Genomic DNA, 17,551 nt, shown 5'->3' with positions numbered 1-17,551 from the left:
GTAATTTTAGGTGAATCTATGTTAGAATTTGGGGTGTTTTAACAGAATGCAAGCTTGAAGGAGAACCATGTCCATCTCACGCAGAAGTATCCTAACAAAAGTCCCCATCGCGCTCGCTAGCACTAATGTTTTGAAAGCTGTTGGTGTTTTTGAAAAAGTAGAATCCATTCCGCATGCAACGCATTTTGGCCCCTTTATCGCAAAGGTTCAAAATGGAGTGATTAAAGATATTGTCCCCCAAAAGAGCGATTATAACCCCACTATGATGTTAAAAGCGATGGCAGATAGGGTATATTCAGATAGTAGGGTGAAGTATCCTTGCGTGCGTAAGAGCTTTTTAGAAAACAAAAAAAACCACAAAGAATTGCGCGGGAGAGAAGAGTTTGTGCGCGTGAGTTGGGATGTGGCGTTGGATTTAGCGGCTAAAAAGCTTAAAGAAATCCCTAAAGAAAACATTTATAATGCCAGTTATGGTGGTTGGGGGCATGCGGGCAGCTTGCATCGTTGCCATCATTTAACATGGCGTTTTTTTAATACGACTTTAGGGGGGCTATTGGCACTGATGGGGAATATGGCAATGGCGCGGCTGCAAGAATAAACCCTATGATTGTAGGGGATATGGAAGTTTATTCGCAACAAACCACGCATGAAGAGATGATTAAAAATTGTAAGGTGTATGTCATGTGGGGGGCGGATTTATTCAAGTGCAACCGCATTGATTATTTTGTGCCAAACCATGTCAATGACAGCTACTACCCTAAGTATAAAAGAGCCGGTATTAAATTCATTAGTATTGATCCCATTTATACCGAAACCGCTCAAGCCTTTAGTGCTGAATGGATACCCATTCGCCCTAATACTGATGTAGCGTTAATGCTAGGCATGATGCATTATCTTTATACAAGCAATCAATACGATAAAGCGTTTATCGCTAAATACACTGATGGTTTTGATAAATTTTTACCCTATTTGCTAGGAGAGAGCGATAATGCGCCTAAGAATTTAGAATGGGCGTCTCAAATCACTGGAGTGAGCGCAGAAAAAATCAAAGAATTAGCGGATTTATTTGTCTCTAAGCGCACTTTTTTAGCGGGCAATTGGGCCATGCAAAGAGCTCAGCATGGCGAGCAACCGGATTGGGCGTTAATTGTTTTAGCCAGCATGATTGGTCAAGTGGGCTTATCGGGTGGGGGCTTTGGCTTTTCTATGCATTATGGAGGGAACGCTCAAGCAAGCTCTGGGGCAAGAATTGTTCCTATGATTTCGCAAGGGCATAATTCTGTAAAAAGCGTTATTCCAGCATCTAGAATTTCTGAAGCGATTTTAAATCCGGATAAAGAAATTGATTTTATGGGTAAAAAACTCCAATTACCTAAAATCAAAATGATTTATAATTGTGGGGCGGATTTATTAGGGCATGAAGCTGATACAAACGAGCTGATTCGTGCTTTAAGAACCTTAGATTGCGTGATCGTGCATGAGCCTTGGTGGACGCCTACAGCGAAATTTGCTGATATTGTCTTTGCTTCCACTAGCACTATGGAAAGAGATGATATTACTTTTGGAGGGAGTTATTCTAAGAATGTGGTTTATGCCATGCGTAAAGTGGTAGAGCCTGTTTATGAATCCAAAGACGATTATGAGATTTTCAGACAGCTTGCTTTGCGCATTGGGGGCAATGAAACAGAGCAGAAATTCACTGAATCTAAGAGTTACATGGAATGGATTAAGGGCCTTTATGAAAAAAGCGATGGCCCTACTTTGAAATCGTTTGATCAATTTTGGAGGGATGGCTTTGTGGAGTTTGAAATCCCTGAAAATGCGAGAAAGTTTGTGCGTCATGCGAAATTCAGGCAAGACCCTATTAGTAATAAACTGGATACAGAGAGCGGGAAAATTCAAATTTTTTCTCAAAAATGCACGGATTTTAAACTGGCTGATTTTAAAGGGCATCCTACTTGGTTTGAGCCAGCTGAGTGGCTAGGCTCTAAAATGGCTGAGATTTATCCGTTCCATTTGATCTCTCCGCACCCAAAATACCGTGTCAATTCACAGCTTGATAACACTTGGGTTAGGAATGTGTATAAAATTCAAGGCAGAGAGCCTGTAATGATCAACGAACTAGACGCTAATAAATTAGGCATTAGGCATGGTGAAATCGTGGAAGTGTTTAACGCTAGGGGGAGGTTGTTAGCAGGGGCGTTTGTAACTAAGAATATCCGTCAAGGGGTTTTGAGTATCCAAAAAGGGGCGTGGTATGACCCAGAAGATGAGAGGGTTAGAAACCCACGATGCAATGCAGGGCATGTGAATACGCTCACTTCTTTACGCCCCACAAGCAGCATGACACAAGCCATTTCAGCCAATACCGCCTTAGTTAATATTAGAAGACTCAGAAGGTATGAACTAGTCAAACCCTATCATTCCATTTCAACACCAAGCATCATTGGGGTTTAAACGGAGTGAAAATACTAGCATGAGAGTGTTTTAGAAAGACTTAAGCACTAAAGACTTGAGCGCTAGCCAAGCTGAAGCGTGGGGTAATTCTCAATTTTTATATTATAATACCCAATCAATGTGTTTAATTTCTGTTTTCAATATTGACGCTTATAAGGATAAAAGATGAATATTTTTCAAACGAGTTTGAAATGTTGCGTGGGGTTGGTTTTGTCTATGGGGGTCTTATTAGGGGATTCTAAAGCTTTTAAGGTTAGGGTGGATAAAAGTTTGACTCCGCCCTTTTTGAATGTGCTTTCATTAGCTTTTAAACAAGACATGAAAAAAGAGATCATTTTTGTGGTTACCAAAAGCAACAAATTGAGTAAAAAAGTGCTTTGTGATTTTGACGCTTTTTTATTGCCTGAGACTCTGATGAGTGGCATGCCTAAAAAAGCGCTATTCCATAAGGAGTTTTTATTCCAATCTAAAGAAAATAAGACGCTCTATGTGTTTTCGCTGATTGATTCTCAATATTGCTCAAAAGGTGGAAATTACAGATACGAACTAGAAAAATTAGAACGCTGGTTTGTGCAAAAAGCGCCTGAGTTGGCTGAAAGCTATAGGGTGAATTACAAAAATCAATACAATAAAACACAGATCCCACAAAAATAAAGAATGAGCGATGATTTTAGTATTAGATTTTGGGAGCCAATACACACAGCTGATTGCTAGAAGATTGAGAGAGAGCGGGATTTATACAGAAATAGTCCCTTTTTTTGAAAGCATAGAAAACATTCAAAAAAAAGCCCCTAAAGGTTTGATTTTGAGTGGGGGGCCAGCGAGCGTGTATGCTAAAGACGCTTACAAGCCTAACGAGAAAATCTTTGATTTGAATTTGCCGATTTTAGGGATTTGCTACGGCATGCAGTATTTGGTGGATTTTTTTGGGGGGGTAGTGGCTGGTGCGAATGAGCAAGAATTTGGTAAGGCTGTTTTAGAAATCGTTCAAGATTCTGTGATTTTTGAAGGCGTGAAGATTAAAAGCCTTGTGTGGATGAGCCATATGGATAAAGTCATAGAATTGCCTAAAGGCTTCACTACCCTTGCCAAAAGCCCTAATTCCCCCCATTGCGCGATTGAAAACGGCAAGATTTTTGGCTTGCAATTCCACCCAGAAGTCGTTCAAAGCGAAGAAGGGGGTAAGATTTTAGAAAATTTTGCCCTTTTAGTTTGTGGCTGTGAAAAAACTTGGGGGATGCAGCATTTCGCTCAAAGAGAAGTTGTAAGGTTGAAAGAAAAAATTGCTAACGCTAAGGTTTTGTGTGCGGTGAGTGGGGGCGTGGATTCTACGGTGGTCGCTACGCTATTACACAGAACCATTAAGGATAATTTGATCGCTGTTTTTGTGGATCATGGCTTGTTGCGTAAAAATGAAAAAGAAAGAGTCCAAGCGATGTTTAAAGACTTGCAAATCCCTTTAAGCACGATAGACGCTAAAGAAATCTTTTTGTCTAAATTAAAGGGCGTGAGCGAGCCTGAATTGAAGCGAAAAATCATCGGCGAAACCTTTATTGAAGTGTTTGAAAAAGAAGCCAAGAAGCACCATTTAAAAGGCAAAATTGAGTTTTTAGCCCAAGGCACTTTATACCCTGATGTGATTGAATCCGTGAGCGTTAAAGGGCCTTCAAAAGTGATCAAAACCCACCATAATGTGGGCGGACTGCCTGAATGGATGGACTTTAAACTCATAGAGCCTTTAAGGGAATTGTTTAAAGATGAGGTCCGTTTGTTGGGTAAGGAATTGGGCGTTAGCCAGGATTTTTTGATGCGCCACCCCTTTCCAGGGCCTGGACTTGCGGTAAGGATTTTAGGCGAAGTCAGCGAGAGTAAGATCAGATGCTTGCAAGAAGCGGATTTTATTTTTATAGAAGAGCTTAAAAAGGCGGATCTGTATGACAAGGTTTGGCAGGCTTTTTGCGTGCTGTTGAATGTCAATTCTGTGGGGGTTATGGGGGATAATCGCACTTATGAAAACGCTATTTGTTTAAGAGCGGTAAATGCGAGCGATGGCATGACGGCGAGTTTTTCATTTTTAGAGCATTCTTTTTTAGAAAAGGTTTCTAATCGTATCACTAATGAAGTGAGCGGTATCAATAGGGTGGTGTATGATATTACTTCTAAGCCACCAGGAACGATTGAATGGGAATGATTATCCGTAAAAATAGCGCTAAAAGTGGGATTTTTTGGGTAAGATTAGGAATTGATTTTAAAAAAGAAAGGAAGTTAATGAAAAAAGGTAGTTTAGCGGTAGTTTTAGGATCGTTATTAGTGAGTGGGGCGTTTTATACGGCTCTAGCTGATGGAATGCCTGCAAAGCAACAGCACAATAATACGGGCGAGTCCGTGGAGTTGCATTTCCACTACCCTATTAAAGGCAAGCAAGAGCCTAAAAATGGCCATTTAGTCGTTTTGATCGAACCTAAAATAGAGATCAATAAGGTTATCCCTGAAAGCTATCAAAAAGAGTTTGAAAAATCTTTAGCCCTTCAATTGAGTAATGTTTTGGAAAGGAAGGGTTATAGCGTTTCGCAATTCAAAGATGTTAGCGAAATCCCTCAAGACATCAAAGAAAAAGCGTTGCTTGTTTTACGCATGGATGGGAATATGGCTATCTTAGAAGATATTGTAGAAGGAGACGATGCGGCGAATGAAGAAAAGGTTATAGACATGTCTTCGGGGTATTTGAATTTGAATTTTGTTGAGCCTAGTAGCGAGGATATTGTCCATAGTTTTGGTATTGATGTTTCAAAGATTGAGGCTATGATTGAAAGAGTGGAATTACGGCGCACCAATTCTGGAGGTTTTGTCCCCAAAACTTTTGTGCATAAGATTAAAGAAACCGACCATGACAGAGCTATTAAAAAGATCATGAATCAAGCCTATCACAAAGTGATGGTGCTTATCACCAAAGAGTTAAGCAAAAAACACATGGAACATTATGAAAAAGTTTCTGGTGAAATGAAAAAACGAAAGTAGTTTTTAAGAAACGAAAAGCTTAAAAATCCTTTAGAGTTGTTTTTAAAAGAGTAGCTTTTTAAAAGGGTGGGGGAGTTGGATTAATATCATTTTTGAGTGCCGCTTTTGATTTTAGTGGCATTTTTGAAAAATTACGCTCAAAAATCAAAAAATTCAGCTATAATAACGCTTCATGTGAAAATTTCGGGGCGTAGCGCAGTCTGGTTAGCGCACTTGGTTTGGGACCAAGGGGTCGAAGGTTCGAATCCTTTCGCCCCGACCACTTTTTTGCATAATTTATTGTTCTGTTTAAAATTCTTTGGTAGAATATTGCTTCCTTTCATTGAATGGTGGGAGTAGCTCAGTCGGTTAGAGCATCAGATTGTGGTCCTGAGGGTCGTGGGTTCAATTCCCATCTTCCACCCCATCTCATTAAATAAGCGTTTTACCAAATTTATATTAGTCGTTTCTTTATTTGAATTGTAAGCGTTCGTAGCTCAATTGGATAGAGCACCAGACTTCGGATCTGGGGGTTAGGGGTTCGACTCCCTTCGGGCGCACCACCTAACGCCAAATACCATGCGCTTGTAGCTCAGCTGGATAGAGCAACAGCCTTCTAAGCCGTAGGTCGCAGGTTCGAGTCCTGCCAAGCGCACCACTTTTGACATTCTTTAAAGAGGAGTTATGGATTCTTTAGAGTGGGGATTGCTCATTTTCTTAATTCTTGTTTTTCTTATAGGCATAGGATACTACATCTTTATGGTTTTTTCTTCTAAAGATTGATCATCAAAATAGCCCAATCACAAGTGGTAGGGCTGGAAATCTCTAAAACACAGATCTTGCATGAAAACATTAATAAAAGCGGTTATAAAAACCTAAAAAGTGAAACATGTAAGAATAAAAGATATGCACATTATCCGTGACTTTATTGCACCGAACAGAGAAAGCTTTTTGACTGCGACTTGCGCGAAATCCTACTATAAAAATATCAAATATAAAGCAAGATTTGTTAAAAATTAAGGCTCTGTTTTTAATTGAACTTCAATCATAAAATTAAAAAATACTCAAAGCCATCAAGCAATATAGCGATCTGAAAAGAGGCTCACAATTGGGATAAAGCCCGCTTTTTAGGGATAAATAAAAAGCGCTTTCAAATTGCATGGGCAACTTTATGGGGTGAAGCGTTTCTAATTTTTGGTATAATCGCAAGACATTGGCTAAAAATCATAGAAAGAAATTTTATTGTTTGAATGGGGTTTTATATGCGTTGGTTATTGTATTGGGCATTGGTATTGTCATTGTTTTTAAATCCTTTGAGAGCGGTTGAAGAGCATGAAACAGATGCGGTGGATTTGTTTTTGATTCTCAATCAAATCAACCAACTCAATCAAGTCATTGAAACTTACAAGAAAAACCCTGAAAAAAGCGCTGAAATCTCTCTGTATAACACCCAAAAGAATGACTTGATTAAAAGTTTGACTTCTAAAGTGTTGAATGAAAGGGATAAAATTGGCATTGACATCAATCAAAATTTAAAAGAGCAAGAGAAAATCAAAAAGCGTTTGTCCAGAAGCATTAAGGGCAATGATTTCTACACTTTCATGAAAGACAGATTGTCTTTAGATATTTTGTTGATAGATGAAATTTTGTATCGTTTTATAGATAAAATTAGGAGCAGTATTGATATTTTTAGCGAACAAAAAGATGTGGAAAGTATCAGCGATGCTTTTCTTTTGCGTTTAGGGCAATTCAAACTCTACACTTTCCCTAAAAATTTAGACAATGTCAAAATGCATGAATTAGAGCAGATGTTTAGCGATTATGAATTGCGTTTGAACACTTACACTGAAGTCTTGCGTTACATTAAAAACCACCCTAAAGAAGTGCTTCCTAAAAACCTGGTCATGGAAGTGAATATGGATTTTGTGTTAAACAAAATCAGCAAGGTCTTGCCTTTCACAGCCCATAGCTTGCAAGTGAGTAAGATTGTGCTTGCTTTGACGATTTTAGCCTTATTGCTAGGTTTAAGGAAGTTGATCACTTGGCTTTTAGCTTTATTGTTGGATTGGATTTTTGAAGTCATGCAACGCAATAAAAAAATGCATGTCAATGTGCAAAAAAGCATTGTTTCGCCGGTTTCTGTCTTTTTAGCCCTGTTTAGTTGCGATATAGCTTTAGATATTTTCTACTACCCTAACGCGTCGCCCCCTAAAGTTTCTATGTGGGTGGGCGCGGTGTATATCATGCTTTTAGCATGGTTAGTGATAGCGCTTTTTAAAGGCTATGGGGAAGCGTTAGTTACGAATATGGCTACCAAAAGCACGCACAATTTTAGAAAAGAAGTGATCAACTTGATTTTAAAAGTCGTGTATTTTTTGATCTTTATTGTCGCGCTTTTAGGGGTTTTAAAACAACTAGGGTTTAATGTTTCAGCCATCATCGCTTCTTTAGGGATTGGGGGGTTAGCGGTGGCTTTGGCGGTTAAAGATGTGTTGGCGAATTTTTTTGCTTCTGTCATTTTATTATTAGACAATTCGTTTTCTCAAGGGGATTGGATCGTGTGCGGTGAAGTGGAGGGCACGGTGGTGGAAATGGGGTTAAGACGCACCACGATCAGAGCCTTTGATAACGCTCTTTTGTCCGTGCCTAATTCAGAATTAGCCGGAAAACCCATTAGGAATTGGAGCCGCCGTAAAGTGGGAAGGCGTATTAAAATGGAAATAGGCTTAACTTATAGCTCCAGTCAAAGCGCTTTACAGCTTTGCGTGAAAGACATTAAAGAAATGTTAGAAAACCACCCTAAAATCGCTAATGGAGCCGATAGCGCTTTACAAAATGTGAGCGATTACCGCTACATGTTTAAAAAAGATATTGTTTCTATTGATGATTTTTTAGGGTATAAAAACGATTTGTTTGTCTTTTTAGACCAGTTTGCGGACAGTTCTATCAATATTTTAGTGTATTGCTTTTCTAAAACAGTGGTTTGGGAAGAGTGGCTAGAAATCAAAGAAGATGTGATGTTAAAAATCATGGGGATTGTAGAAAAGCACCATCTGAGTTTTGCTTTCCCATCACAGAGCTTGTATGTGGAGAGTTTGCCAGAAGTTAGCCTGAAAGAAGGGGCTAAAATCTAAAATTATTGGTAGATGTATTCTTTGGTTAAGGGGAAAGTGTTATCCACGCTGTTGGTTAAAAGCAATTGGAATAAATCCGCGCTCCCCACCCTAAAAGCGGACGCGCAAGTCCTTAAATACAGATCCCACATGCGGATAAAGCGTTCGTCATAGCCGAGTCTTTTCACTTGGTCTAGATTGTGGTTGAAATTGTCTCGCCAAATGTCTAAAGTCTTAGCGTAATGGATGCGTAAGCTTTCCGCCATGAGCAAGTGGAAGTCGCATTCGCTCATCACGCTCATCACTTCTCTTAAAGAGGGCAAGTAGCCACCTGGAAAGATGTATTTATCCACCCATGCGTTAGTCTTGCCTTCAAAACAGCATAAAATGGAGTGGAGCAAAAACATCCCGCCTCTCTTTAGCACTTCTTTAACTTTTTTGAAATAAAAGGGCAAATTATCCTTACCCACATGCTCAAACATGCCCACGCTCACCACCTTATCAAAGCGGTATAAGCGCCCGTCTAAATCCTGGTAGTTCAATAACTTGATCGTTACTTTATCCTCTAACCCTAGCTCTTGGACTCGTTTGTTAGCCTGTTTGTATTGTTCGCTAGAAATGGTGATCCCCATCACTTGCGCCCCGTATTCTTGCGCGGCTTTTACAGAGAGATAGCCCCAACCACAGCCTATATCCAGCAGTTTTTCGCCAGGCTTTAAATGGAGCTTTTTTAAAGTGTGATCCAATTTTTGGAGTTGGGCGGCATGGAGAGTGTCATCGTCTTTTTTGAAATACGCGCATGAATAGCTTAAGGTTTCATCCAGCCAGATAGAATAAAAGTCATTCCCTAGATCGTAATGTTTAGAAATGTTGGAGCTTTCTTTGATGGGTTTTTGGATAGCTTTAGCGTTGTCATGTTTGTGCAAATGCTCATAATTGGTTTGCAAATACAAAGAATGCATCACCTCATCCATAGAGCCTTCAATGTCAATCACGCCGTCCATATAAGCCTCAGCAATCGTCAAAGACATGTCTTTTTTAATGTCGCTAAATTTTAGGGGGCGGTGGATCTTAAGGGTGAATTTAGGCGAATGTTCGCCATTTCTATAAACGCTATTATCCCAAAAAACGACCTGATAATCGCCGTTTTTCCACTGCTTGAACATGCTTTTGAGTAAAAATTTTGAAATCATCTGTCTATTCCTTAACTCATTTTTCAATTTTTTGAGCGTTAATTATAATGAATTTTAAGCTAAAAACACCCCATGAATACGCATAAATTCAACCTCTATTCTCTAAATTTTTAAAAGCATGTTAAAATTAAGAGATTTAAACAATTTTAAGGTAACACGATTATAAAGATGCAAAAATCACTGATCACAACTCCCATTTATTATGTGAATGATGTCCCCCATATTGGCCATGCTTATACGACTTTGATTGCGGATACTTTAAAGAAGTATTACACGCTTCAAGGCGAAGAAGTCTTTTTTTTAACCGGTACCGATGAGCATGGGCAAAAGATCGAACAAAGCGCGAGATTGAGAAATCAAAGCCCTAAAGCTTACGCTGATAGCATTAGCGCGATTTTTAAAGACCAGTGGGATTTTTTCAATTTAGATTATGATGGTTTTATCCGCACCACAGACAGCGAGCATCAAAAATGCGTGCAAAACGCCTTTGAAATCATGTTTGAAAAAGGGGATATTTATAAAGGTGCTTATAGTGGGTATTATTGCGTGAGCTGTGAGAGTTATTGCGCGATCTCTAAAACGGACAATACGAACGATAAAGTCTTATGCCCTGATTGCTTGAGAGAGACCACGCTTTTAGAAGAAGAGAGTTATTTTTTCAGATTGAGCGCGTATAAGAAGCCTTTATTGGATTTTTACGCTAAAAACCCTGAAGCGATTTTGCCCATTTATCGTAAAAATGAAGTAACTTCTTTTATTGAGCAGGGTTTATTGGATCTGTCTATCACGCGCACGAGCTTTGAATGGGGCATTCCTTTGCCTAAAAAAATGAACGATCCTAAACATGTGGTGTATGTTTGGCTGGACGCTTTATTGAATTATGCGAGCGCGCTAGGGTATTTGAATAATTTAGACAATAAAATGGCACATTTTGCATGCGCTAGGCATATTGTGGGTAAGGATATTTTACGCTTCCATGCCATTTATTGGCCGGCTTTTTTGATGAGTTTGAATTTGCCCCTATTCAAACAGCTTTGCGTGCATGGGTGGTGGACGATAGAGGGCGTGAAAATGAGTAAGAGCTTGGGTAATGTTTTAGACGCTCAAAAAATCGCTATGGAGTATGGGATTGAGGAATTACGCTATTTTTTATTGCGTGAGGTGCCTTTTGGGCAAGATGGGGATTTTTCTAAAAAAGCGTTAATAGAAAGGATCAATGCGAATTTGAATAACGATTTAGGGAATTTGTTGAATCGCTTGCTAGGCATGGCTAAAAAATATTTCAACCATTCTCTAAAAAGCGCAAAAATCACCGCTTATTATTCTAAAGAGCTAGAAAAAGTGCATCAAATTTTAGATAACGCTAATTCTTTTGTGCCTAAAATGCAATTGCATAAAGCTTTAGAAGAATTGTTTAATGTTTATGATTTTTTAAACAAACTCATCGCTAAAGAAGAGCCGTGGGTTTTGCACAAAAACAACGAATCAGAAAAACTAGAAGCCTTATTGAGTTTGATCGCAAATGTGCTTTTACAATCAAGCTTTTTGCTCTATGCGTTCATGCCAAAGAGCGCGGCTAAATTAGCGAGCGCTTTTCATGCAGAAATTACGCCTGATAATTACGAACGCTTTTTTAAAGCTAAAAAATTACAAGATATGATTTTACAAGACACCGAGCCTTTATTTTCCAAAATTGAGAAAATTGAAAAGGCTGAAAAAGCGGGAGAAGTCTTACCAGAAAAAAACGAAAAAGAAAAAAAAGAAAAAAAGGACGCAAAAGAAAAAGCCCCACTAAAACAAGAAAACTATATCGGCATTGAGGATTTCAAAAAAGTAGAAATTAAAGTGGGGCTTATCAAAGAAGCTCAAAGGATTGAAAAATCCAATAAATTACTGCGTTTAAAAGTGGATTTAGGCGAAGGCCGTTTGAGACAGATTATTTCAGGGATCGCTTTGGATTATGAGCCTGAAGGCTTGGTGGGTCAAATGGTGTGCGTGGTGGCTAATTTAAAACCCGCAAAGCTTATGGGTGAGATGAGTGAGGGTATGATTTTAGCGGTGCGAGATAATGATAATCTGGCTTTAATCAGCCCTACCAGAGAAAAAATTGCAGGAAGTTTGATTAGCTAAATGCGATTAGGGGTGAATGAAGCCGTAGAATTGAGTTTGGGCGAATTGCAAAACACGCCCTCAATCAGCTATTTTAATTCTATTGTTTTGTCTTTAAACAAAGTCCAAAAAGGCTCTTTATTTGTAGCCAAAGATCACACTCTCATTCCTAAAGCTTTAGAGTTAGGGGCTTATGGGATTTTATACGCAGGAGAGTATCCTTTAAACGATAGAGATGTGGCATGGATCAAGCTTAAAGATATAGAGCATTCTTTGAATCATTTGTTTAAATTTTGCTTGTTGAATGAGCGCGTGGTTGGAGCGCTGTTAAGCCCTATAGAATTAGAGATCGCTTCTAAAATCATGGTGAGCGATTTTGTGTGGTGCTTGAAAGAGAGCCTTGAAGATTTGTTCATTATAGAGGGGTGTAAAATAGCCTTTTTTGATAAATTGGAGTGGCTTCATTTGTTTTATAAGCAAGAGCGTTTAAAAGAAGATTTAAAAGAAAGCCGTTTGATCATTCTCAACCAATCGTTTTTTTGCAGCGCTTTAGTCTATGAAAAACAAGAATACGAATTAAAAATGCCATGCATCTTTTTAGAGCCTTTAAAAAGGGTCATTCAATTGTGCGAGAAATTACAAATTGCGTTTGATTTGAATCTTTTGGGCAAAAAAGAATACCCACTAGATCATTGTAAACCCTTTTTTGTGAATAAAAATTTAGAAATAGCCCCCTATGGTGCAACGGCAAGGGTGATTGCCGCTGAGACTTCAAAAGAATTGTTTGAAATGATGCTTCAAAAAGCCTTTGAGACTTTATCGTGGGGGAAAATTGTCGTGTTTTGCCGTAAAAACAGCGCGGCTTTCTTTCAAAAAACCAACCCTTATTTTTACACCACCCACAACAACTTAAAAGAGCAATTAAAAAATTTATCGTTTAATTTCGCTTTTATTTATGGGATTAGCTCTCATCATTTAGAATCCCTTTTAAACCCCCCCCTTTTTAAAAAAACCCCCACGCTATGGTAAGTCATGCTCATTTGTAACGATAAATTCAATCCAAAAACCCTTTTAGAAGAAATCATGGCGTTAAGGCCATGGCGTAAAGGCCCTTTTGAAATTTCTCAAATCAAGATTGACAGCGAATGGGATAGCTCTATTAAATGGGATTTAGTCAAAAACGCCACTCCTTTAAAAGATAAGGTTGTGGCTGATGTGGGTTGCAATAACGGCTATTACTTGTTTAAAATGCTAGAACATGGGCCTAAAAGTTTGGTGGGGTTTGATCCGGGCGTTTTAGTCAAAAAACAATTTGAATTTTTAGCCCCCTTTTTTGATAAAGAAAAAAAAATCATTTACGAGTCTTTAGGGGTAGAGGATTTGCATGAAAAATACCCTAACGCTTTTGATGTCATTTTTTGCTTAGGGGTGCTATACCATAGAAAAAGCCCGCTAGAGGCTTTAAAAGCCTTGTATCATGCTTTAAAGATAAAAGGGGAGCTGGTGTTGGATACCTTAATCATTGATTCGCCCCTAGACATCGCCCTTTGCCCTAAAAAAACTTATGCTAAAATGAAAAACGTTTATTTTATCCCCAGTGTTAGCACTTTAAAAGGGTGGTGCGAAAGGGTAGGGTTTGAAAATTTTGAGATTCTTAGCGTTTTAAAGACCACGCCTAAAGAACAGCGTAAAACGGATTTTATTTTGGGGCAGAGTTTGGAAGATTTTTTGGATAAAACAGATCTCTCTAAAACTTTAGAGGGGTATGACGCTCCTTTAAGGGGGTATTTTAAAATGCTTAAACCAAGCAAGCGTTAAATAAAGGATTAAGATAGTGCAAGAATCAGTCGTTCGTGTGGATTATGACTCTTTAGAGACTTGTAAGAATTTCAAACCAAGCGTTGGCACTGAATTGGTCGTTTTAGAAAAAGATATAGCCCATGCACGTTTCAAGGGCAATGAAAGCATGGTGTATGAAGAAAATTTTGTGCATACCGGGTTTGTGCTTATTGCGTGCAATTATGCGGCCTTGTGTGCGTTGAATAAAAGACACAGCGTGGTGGTTTCTAATAACATCAATTTTTATGCCCCCCTAGAATTGAATCAAGAAGCGCTCATTAAAGCGCAAGTCATTCAAGATGGCGTGAAAAAAGCTGAAATCAAAATAGAGGCGTTTGTGTTAGACATTCAGGTTTTAGAGGGAATGATAGAAATCGTGGTGTTTGATAAAAAGCCTTTTAAATTCAATTTTAAAGAAGAGTAGTTAATGGTTATTGTTTTAGTCGTGGATAGCTTTAAAGACACCAGTAATGGCACTTCTATGACGGCGTTTCGTTTTTTTGAAGCGCTGAAAAAAAGAGGGCATGTTATGAGAGTGGTTGCCCCTCATGTGGATAATTTAGGGAGCGAAGAAGAGGGGTATTACAACCTTAAAGAGCGCTATATTCCCCTAGTTACAGAAATTTCACACAAACAACACATTCTTTTTGCTAAACCCAATGAAAAAGTCTTAAGAAAGGCTTTTAAGGGAGCGGATATGATCCATACTTATTTGCCTTTTTTGCTAGAAAAAACAGCCGTAAAAATCGCACGAGAAATGCAAGTGCCTTATATTGGCTCTTTCCATTTACAGCCAGAGCATATTTCTTATAACATGAAATTGGGGTGGTTTTCGTGGTTTAACATGACGCTTTTTTCGTGGTTTAAATCTTCGCATTACCGCTATATCCACCATATCCATTGCCCATCAAAATTCATTGTAGAAGAATTAGAAAAATACAACTATGGAGGGAAAAAATACGCTATCTCTAACGGCTTTGATCCCATGTTTAAATTTGAACACCCGCAAAAAAGCCTTTTTGACACCACACCCTTTAAAATCGCTATGGTAGGGCGCTATTCTAATGAAAAAAATCAAAGCGTTTTAATCAAAGCGATTGCTTTAAGCCGATACAAACAAGATATTGTATTATTGCTCAAAGGCAAAGGGCCTGAGGAGAAAAAAATCAAACTTTTAGCCCAAAAACTAGGCGTAAAAACGGAATTTGGGTTTGTCAATTCCAATGAATTGTTAGAGATTTTAAAAACTTGCACCCTTTATGTGCACACAGCCAATGTGGAAAGCGAAGCGATTGCGTGTTTAGAGGCTATTAGCGTGGGGATTGTGCCTATTATCGCTAATAGCCATTTAAGCGCGACCAGGCAATTTGCGCTAGATGAACGATCGCTATTTGAGCCTAATAACGCTAAAGATTTGAGCGCTAAAATAGACTGGTGGTTAGAAAACAAGCTTGAAAGAGAAAGGATGCAAAATAAATACGCTAAAAGCGCTTTAAATTACACTTTAGAAAATTCAGTCATTCACATTGAAAAAGTTTATGAAGAAGCGATTAAAGATTTTAAAAATAACCCCCATCTCTTTAAAACCTTATCGTAACAAAAGGATAAAAAATGCAAGAAGTCCATGATTATGGGATTAAATTTTGGAGCAATAACGAATTTAAGATAGAAAAAGGCTTGGTTAAAGTTTGCCATGGCAAAAACCCCTCGCTTTTAGAAATCGTTCAAAGCGTGCGCGATAAGGGCTATAGAGGGCCTTTGTTGGTGCGATTCCCCCATTTGGTGCAAAAACAAATCAAAAGCCTGTTTGATGCGTTTTCTTCAGCGATTAAAGAGTATCAATACAGCGGGGCTTTTAAGGCGGTTTTCCCTTTAAAAGTCAATCAAATGCCCTCGTTTGTTTTCCCTTTAGTGCAAGGGGCTAAGGGTTTGGATTACGGCTTAGAGGCCGGGAGCAAGTCTGAGCTCATCATCGCAATGAGTTACACTAACCCTACAGCCCCTATCACCGTGAATGGCTTTAAAGACAAAGAAATGATTGAGCTTGGCTTTATCGCTAAAAGCATGCAGCATGAAATCACTTTAACCATTGAGGGTTTGAATGAGTTAAAAACCATTATCGCCGTGGCTAAACAAAACGAGTTTTTAGCCTGCCCTAAAATTGGCATTCGCATCCGTTTGCACAGCACTGGCACTGGCGTTTGGGCAAAGAGTGGGGGGATCAATTCTAAATTTGGTCTTAGCAGCACTGAAGTTTTAGAAGCGATGCGCCTTTTAGAAGAAAACGACTTGTTAGAGCATTTCCACATGATACATTTCCACATAGGCTCTCAAATCAGCGATATTTCGCCTTTAAAAAAGGCTTTAAGAGAAGCGGGAAACTTGTATGCAGAATTGCGTAAAATGGGCGCTAAAAATCTTAATAGCGTGAATATTGGAGGGGGGTTAGCCGTAGAATACACCCAACACAAGCACCACCAAGACAAGAACTACACTTTAGAGGAATTCAGCGCTGATGTGGTGTTTTTATTGAGGGAAATTGTGAAAAATAAGCAGGAAATAGAGCCGGATATTTTCATTGAATCAGGCCGTTATATTTCCGCCAACCATGCCGTTTTAGTGGCCCCGGTGTTAGAATTGTTTTCGCATGAATACAATGAAAAATCCCTAAAAATCAAAGAAAGTAATAACCCTCCCTTGATTGATGAAATGCTAGACTTGCTCGCTAATATCAATGAAAAAAACGCCATTGAATACTTGCATGATAGTTTTGATCACACCGAGTCGCTATTCACGCTTTTTGATCTGGGCTATATTGATTTGATTGACAGGAGCAATACTGAAGTTTTAGCCCATTTGATCGTCAAAAAAGCGGTGCAGTTGCTTTATGTTAAGGATCATAACGATATTTTACGCATTCAAGAGCAGGTTCAAGAGCGCTATTTATTGAATTGCTCGTTTTTCCAAAGCTTGCCGGATTATTGGGGCTTGAGACAGAATTTCCCAGTCATGCCCTTGAATAAATTAGATGAAAAGCCCACCAGGAGCGCGAGCTTGTGGGATATTACTTGCGATAGCGATGGGGAAATCGCTTTTGATTCCACAAAGCCCTTGTTTTTGCACGATATAGATATAGATGGAGAAGAATACTTTTTAGCGTTCTTTTTAGTGGGAGCGTATCAAGAAGTTTTAGGCATGAAACACAATTTATTCACGCACCCTACGGAATTTAGCGTGGTTTTTGATGAAAAAGGCGATTATGAAGTGGAAGATATTTGCGAAGCCCAAACGATTTTAGATGTGCTAGATGATTTAGACTATGACACTAAAGAAATCGAGCGCCTTTTAAAACAAAAAATTGAAGACAACAACCAACTGGACATGGAAGAAAAGAAAGAAATCATGGGGCGCTTGTATGTCATGCTGAGCGAAAACGGGTATTTGCGCACGATTTCTTAAAGAGCGCTATCAATGGATTTAAACGACTTTAATCGCTATCAATCAATGAAAAAAGAAAAATAAGAGAGAAAATAAAAGAGAGCCCCCTTATAAGGGTGGGGTTATTCTACCTCGCCCTCCTTATCTAAAATACCAAGATACTCATCGAATCTAAATTATCAAGATACTCATTGATCTCGCCCACGCTCGCCAAACCAAAGACAGGGTAAATGTCTTTTAACAGATTTTCGGTAAGACCTGCACAGCTTAATCCGTATTTATTGATACCGCCATCGCATAAAAGTTGCGCAACAAATTTCGCCTCTTCTTTATTTTTAGGTAAAAACCTCGCCCACTCCTCCAAAGTAACACCAACACTCTTACCATCGGGTCTTGTTAAGTTTT

At 38.8% G+C, this 17,551-nt stretch carries 11 protein-coding genes, 4 tRNA genes and 2 pseudogenes; 15 read left to right on the top strand and 2 right to left on the bottom strand.

Features of this window, described 5'->3' with window-relative positions; all coding sequences use genetic code 11:
- The first annotated feature begins 67 nt into the window (after nt 1–67).
- The 9 genes and pseudogenes from KX581_RS06575 to KX581_RS06535 all read left to right on the top strand — a co-directional run bounded on the left by KX581_RS06575 (nt 68) and on the right by KX581_RS06535 (nt 8,588).
- A pseudogene (locus tag KX581_RS06575) lies at nt 68–2,457 on the top strand (molybdopterin guanine dinucleotide-containing S/N-oxide reductase).
- 165 nt (nt 2,458–2,622) lie between these two features.
- Complete coding sequence (locus KX581_RS06570) at nt 2,623–3,111, top strand: hypothetical protein (RefSeq protein WP_079372543.1); 489 nt, start codon at nt 2,623–2,625, stop codon at nt 3,109–3,111.
- Between the two features lie 10 nt (nt 3,112–3,121).
- Complete coding sequence (guaA, locus tag KX581_RS06565; protein ID WP_231175909.1) at nt 3,122–4,648, top strand: glutamine-hydrolyzing GMP synthase; 1,527 nt, start codon at nt 3,122–3,124, stop codon at nt 4,646–4,648.
- A 77-nt stretch (nt 4,649–4,725) separates the two neighbouring features.
- Complete coding sequence (gene hpaA2, locus KX581_RS06560) at nt 4,726–5,475, top strand: HpaA2 protein (RefSeq protein ID WP_231175908.1); 750 nt, start codon at nt 4,726–4,728, stop codon at nt 5,473–5,475.
- A gap of 184 nt (nt 5,476–5,659) precedes the next feature.
- A tRNA-Pro gene (locus KX581_RS06555) sits at nt 5,660–5,737 on the top strand.
- Nucleotides 5,738–5,804: 67 nt separating this feature from the next.
- A tRNA-His gene (locus KX581_RS06550) sits at nt 5,805–5,881 on the top strand.
- A gap of 59 nt (nt 5,882–5,940) precedes the next feature.
- Nucleotides 5,941–6,017 (top strand) — tRNA-Arg (locus KX581_RS06545).
- Between the two features lie 18 nt (nt 6,018–6,035).
- A tRNA-Arg gene (locus tag KX581_RS06540) sits at nt 6,036–6,112 on the top strand.
- 604 nt (nt 6,113–6,716) lie between these two features.
- Nucleotides 6,717–8,588 carry a mechanosensitive ion channel family protein gene (locus tag KX581_RS06535; RefSeq protein ID WP_231175907.1) on the top strand — a complete coding sequence of 624 codons (1,872 nt, stop codon included), beginning with the start codon at nt 6,717–6,719 and terminating at the stop codon, nt 8,586–8,588.
- Nucleotides 8,589–8,590: 2 nt separating this feature from the next.
- On the opposite strand, the gene cfaS is transcribed toward KX581_RS06535, so the two are convergent.
- The gene (cfaS, locus tag KX581_RS06530; RefSeq protein ID WP_017283187.1) at nt 8,591–9,760 is read right to left on the bottom strand and encodes a cyclopropane fatty acid synthase; all 1,170 of its coding nucleotides are present in this window, start codon (nt 9,758–9,760) and stop codon (nt 8,591–8,593) included.
- Nucleotides 9,761–9,928: 168 nt separating this feature from the next.
- Between cfaS and metG the strand changes: the two genes are divergently transcribed.
- Genes metG through speA form a run of 6 tightly spaced genes read left to right on the top strand, consistent with a single transcriptional unit; the run spans nt 9,929 to nt 17,167 of the window.
- Nucleotides 9,929–11,890: a methionine--tRNA ligase gene (gene metG, locus KX581_RS06525; protein WP_231175906.1), complete on the top strand. Its 1,962-nt coding sequence runs from the start codon at nt 9,929–9,931 to the stop codon at nt 11,888–11,890.
- The gene (locus KX581_RS06520; RefSeq protein ID WP_231175905.1) at nt 11,891–12,898 is read left to right on the top strand and encodes a ferrochelatase; all 1,008 of its coding nucleotides are present in this window, start codon (nt 11,891–11,893) and stop codon (nt 12,896–12,898) included. It abuts the gene before it with no gap.
- A 3-nt stretch (nt 12,899–12,901) separates the two neighbouring features.
- On the top strand, nt 12,902–13,687 hold the full coding sequence (gene cmoB / locus KX581_RS06515; protein ID WP_231175904.1) for a tRNA 5-methoxyuridine(34)/uridine 5-oxyacetic acid(34) synthase CmoB: 786 nt from the start codon (nt 12,902–12,904) through the stop codon (nt 13,685–13,687).
- A 16-nt stretch (nt 13,688–13,703) separates the two neighbouring features.
- Complete coding sequence (locus KX581_RS06510) at nt 13,704–14,132, top strand: hotdog domain-containing protein (protein ID WP_171923803.1); 429 nt, start codon at nt 13,704–13,706, stop codon at nt 14,130–14,132.
- 3 nt (nt 14,133–14,135) lie between these two features.
- On the top strand, nt 14,136–15,305 hold the full coding sequence (locus KX581_RS06505) for a glycosyltransferase family 4 protein (protein ID WP_231175903.1): 1,170 nt from the start codon (nt 14,136–14,138) through the stop codon (nt 15,303–15,305).
- 14 nt (nt 15,306–15,319) lie between these two features.
- Nucleotides 15,320–17,167, top strand: coding sequence for an arginine decarboxylase (speA, locus tag KX581_RS06500; RefSeq protein ID WP_231175902.1), 1,848 nt, complete (start codon nt 15,320–15,322; stop codon nt 17,165–17,167).
- 124 nt (nt 17,168–17,291) lie between these two features.
- Here speA and KX581_RS06495 read toward each other — a convergent pair.
- A pseudogene (locus KX581_RS06495) lies at nt 17,292–17,551 on the bottom strand (hypothetical protein); the annotation flags it as partial.

Origin of the sequence: Helicobacter pylori, from assembly GCF_021062735.1 — a bacterium.
GTDB lineage: Bacteria > Campylobacterota > Campylobacteria > Campylobacterales > Helicobacteraceae > Helicobacter > Helicobacter pylori_DN.
Note: the sequence above shows the minus strand (reverse complement) of the source record. Positions and strands in the feature narration are given on the sequence as shown.